Genomic DNA, 3,535 nt, shown 5'->3' on the forward strand with positions numbered 1-3,535 from the left:
GCACCACACCTACCTTGAAGCGGTCAAGGTGCTCGAAGCGTCGGGCATCGCCTATGTCTCCATCGCCGAAGCCGACTGGGACAATGCGCCTGAACTGCCGGAAGCGTTCCGCCGCGACGTACGCAACGCCTTCAGTGGGCGGATCATCTATGCCGGCCGGTATACCGCTGAACGCGGTGCGAAACTGCTCGAAGCCGGGTTAGCCGATCTCATCGGGTTCGGGCGGCCGTTCATTGCCAACCCGGACTTGCCGCAACGGATTTTCAACGGCTGGCCGTTGAATCCGCTGCGGGCCGAGGGCATGTACGGCGGCGGGGAGCAGGGCTATATCGATTACCCGACCTACGCCGGGTAATCACACCACCTTCAGCACAATCTTGCCGATGTGATCGCCGCCTTCCATCCGCGCATGGGCCTGGTCGGCCTTGGTGTAGTCAAACACCTGGTCGATCATCGGCAGGCAACGCCCTGCTGACAGCACCGGCCACACGTGTTCGCGCAGTTGCTCGGCGATGGCGGCTTTCTCATCCTTGGTGCGTGCACGCAGCAGCGAGCCGGTCACGATCGCGCGTTTGCCGAGGATGGTCAGCAGGTCAACGTCATTGGCCTTGGCGCCGCCGAGGAAGCCCAGCATCACCAGGCGGCCGTCCATGCCCAGGGCCTTGAGGTTGTTGTTGAGGTAGGAGCCACCCATGATGTCGAGAATCACGTTCACGCCCTGGCCGCCGGTTTTTTCGGCGATGACCTCGGCGAAATCCTCTTCGCGGTAGTTGATCGCTTCAGCGCCAAGCGCACGGATGGCGGCGCATTTGTCTGCGCTGCCGGCGGTGGCGAACGCCTCAATCCCGAACTCACGGCAGAGCATCAGCGCGGTGGTGCCGATACCGCTGGTGCCGCCATGGATCAACACGCGCTGGCCTTTGTGCGCACCGCCGATGCCGAACAGGTTGGCCCACACCGTAAAGAAGGTTTCCGGAATCGCCGCGGCTTGAATCCACGCCATGCCCTCTGGCACCGGCAGCGCCTGGCTGGCAGGCACAGCGCAATACTCGGCATAGCCGCCGCCGTTGGTCAGGGCGCAGACCTTGTCGCCCACCTGGTATTCGGTCACGCCGTCACCCAGCGCCACCACTTCACCGGCGACTTCCAACCCTGGAATCGGGCTCATGCCCGGCTTCATCGGGTACTTGCCCGCGCGTTGCAGGGCGTCGGGCCGGTTGACCCCGGCGGCGTGTACTTGAATCAGAATCTCGCCTGCCGCCGGGGTCGGCAGTGGTGCCTTTTGCGGCTTTAATACCTCGGGGCCACCGGGCGTGGTGATTTCGATCAGGGTCATTTCGTGAGGAAGGGACATGTGAGCATTCCTGTAGCGATGAGCGTATGGGTTGGGACCGTCGTGAGCCGTCGCCGGTTCTGAGTATTTTTCTGCGGTGCCCAGCATACCCACAAGCGCTGATGCAATAATGCTGCGATTACACTGCAATCTGATGCACATATGCATCACTGGGGGCGAGCATGAATTGGGATGATGCGCGAGTGTTCCTCGCGGTGTGCCGCGAGTCGACGTTGCGTGGCGCCGCGCGCGTGCTGGGCGTGGACCAGGCCACGGTGGGGCGGCGGATCAACGCGCTGGAAAAATCCTTGAGCGCGACATTGTTTTTGCGCACCTCCGAGGGCTACGTGCTGACCGCCGTCGGTGAAGCTGCCTTGGTCTCGGTGGAGAAGATGGAGCGCTCGGCGCTGGACCTGGAGCGCCAGATTCAAGGCCTGGATGATCGCCTGACCGGCACGGTACGGGTCAGCACCACCGATTCAATGGCCATCGACTTTCTGATTCCGGCGATTGCCCGTTTGCATGACAAACACCCCGATGTGCATGTGCAGCTGGACGCCTCCACCCAATTGATCAGCCTGGCCAAGCGCGAAGCCGACATTGCCGTGCGCAACTCCCGCCCGGACAACCCCGACCTGATCGCCCGCCGTATCGCCCGTTGGCCGCTCGGCCTGTTTGCGTCTCAAGCCTATATCGATCGCCACGGCGTGCCGGAACCTGGCAGTCTGTTTGAAGGCCATGACCTGGTGGTCTATCAACCGCACCTGCAACACCAGAAAGACCTGACCCTTGCCTGCGAACCTCTGGGGCATGGGCGCATTGTGGCAGCGTTGAGCTCCAGCCTGTTGGTGCGGCGCTCGATTGCCGCCGGGCTGGGCATTGGCGAAATCCCGCTGCACAGCGGTGAGCGCGAGGGGCTGGTGCGCCTGTGGCCGGAGCGCTCCCGGCCATTGCCCTACGACGTCTGGCTGGTGACCCACGCCGATTTGCGCCACACCGCGCGGGTCAGGGTGGTGATCGATGAAATCGTCGCGGCATTTGCCGGCACGGGGGATTAAGGGGCAGCTCGGCGGGCGCCGGGTTTGAATAAAAAGGCCGGGCGAGCCCGGCCAAACAAGGAGGGGGTGATTCAGGGGCCTCAGCGGTTGAGGAACGCCAACAGGTCTTCATTCAGCTGTTGTGTGTGCGTCGCGGCGAAGCCGTGAGGCGCATCCTTGTACACCTTGAGTGTTGCACCCTTGATCATCTCGGCGGCCACTTTGCCGGTGGTCTCGAACGGCACGATCTGGTCGCCGTCGCCGTGGATGACCAGGGTCGGCACGTCGATCTTGGCCATGTCCGGGCGGAAGTCCGTCTCGGAGAACACCGTGACGCAATCCACGGTGGACTTGAGTGACGCTTGCAGCGCGATCTGCAGGGTTTGGGTGAGCACGCCGTTGGAGACGGTCTGGCCTTTGTTGATGCCGAAAAACGGCGTGTTGAAATCGGCGATGAACTGCGCGCGATCCTTCAACAGCCCGGCCTTGATGCCGTCAAACACGGCGGTCGGCACACCCTGCGGGTAGTCCGGTTTCTGTCCGAATATCGGCGTTACGGCGCCCAGCAGCACCAGGCCGGCCACACGGGCGGTGCCATGGCGAGCGATATAGCGCGCCACATCACCGCCGCCCATCGAGAAGCCCACCAGCGTCACGTCGTTGAGGTCCAGGTGTTCGATCAACTGGGCGATATCGTCGGCGAAGGTGTTGTAGTCGTTACCGGTCCAGGGCTGGTCCGAGCGGCCGAAACCACGGCGGTCAAACGCGATGGTGCGAAAACCACGGCTGCTCAGGTATTCCATCTGGTATTCCCACATGTCGGCATCCAGCGGCCAGCCATGGCTGAACAGTACGGGCTTGCCGCTGCCCCAGTCCTTGAAATAAATCTGGGTGCCGTCTTTGGCAACGAATGTGCTCATGGAAAACTCCTTGGGTGAGAGGCGAAACAGTTCAGCCCCACTATTGCGCCAAACCGGACGAAGGGCTTGTACGGATGTGCTCGGTTGAACGGTTCAGCGTCTATGCTGGTCCACTGACCTCTACCGTCAGATCAACAGGTGAACCAAATGGCCAAGACTTACAGCTACGCCGCTCGGGATTCCAAGGATTCGCTCAAGCCCTTCACCTTCGAGCGCCGCGCGCCAGGGGCTGATGACGTACAGAT

General features: G+C 62.4%; 3 protein-coding genes and 1 pseudogene. 2 read left to right on the forward strand and 2 right to left on the reverse strand.

Going from position 1 to position 3,535, the window contains the following annotated elements; genetic code table 11:
- Positions 1 to 355, forward strand: a pseudogene (locus tag WBB95_RS02520) (alkene reductase); the annotation flags it as partial.
- On the opposite strand, the gene WBB95_RS02525 reads toward WBB95_RS02520, so the two are convergent.
- Entirely contained in the window at positions 356 to 1,354 is a 999-nt protein-coding gene (locus WBB95_RS02525; protein WP_424486144.1) for an NAD(P)H-quinone oxidoreductase, read from the reverse strand.
- Between the two features lie 161 nt (positions 1,355 to 1,515).
- Here WBB95_RS02525 and WBB95_RS02530 point away from each other — a divergent pair, with 161 nt between their 5' ends.
- Positions 1,516 to 2,391 carry a LysR family transcriptional regulator gene (locus WBB95_RS02530; protein WP_424486145.1) on the forward strand — a complete coding sequence of 292 codons (876 nt, stop codon included), beginning with the start codon at positions 1,516 to 1,518 and terminating at the stop codon, positions 2,389 to 2,391.
- A gap of 80 nt (positions 2,392 to 2,471) precedes the next feature.
- Here the strand turns inward: WBB95_RS02530 and WBB95_RS02535 are convergent, their stop codons facing one another.
- A complete protein-coding gene (locus WBB95_RS02535) occupies positions 2,472 to 3,290 on the reverse strand; it encodes an alpha/beta fold hydrolase (RefSeq protein WP_424486146.1) in 819 nt (272 codons plus the stop codon).
- Positions 3,291 to 3,535: the final 245 nt, after the last annotated feature.

Origin of the sequence: Pseudomonas sp. (assembly GCF_049645325.1) — a bacterium.
Classification (GTDB): Bacteria; Pseudomonadota; Gammaproteobacteria; order Pseudomonadales; family Pseudomonadaceae; genus Aquipseudomonas.

Excerpts from the sequence above, each read along its gene's own strand:
- WBB95_RS02535 (WP_424486146.1), bottom strand. The coding sequence starts at position 3,290 with ATGAGCACATTCGTTGCCAAAGACGGCACCCAGATTTATTTCAAGGAC.
- WBB95_RS02530 (WP_424486145.1), top strand. The coding sequence starts at position 1,516 with ATGAATTGGGATGATGCGCGAGTGTTCCTCGCGGTGTGCCGCGAGTCG.
- WBB95_RS02525 (WP_424486144.1), bottom strand. The coding sequence starts at position 1,354 with ATGTCCCTTCCTCACGAAATGACCCTGATCGAAATCACCACGCCCGGT.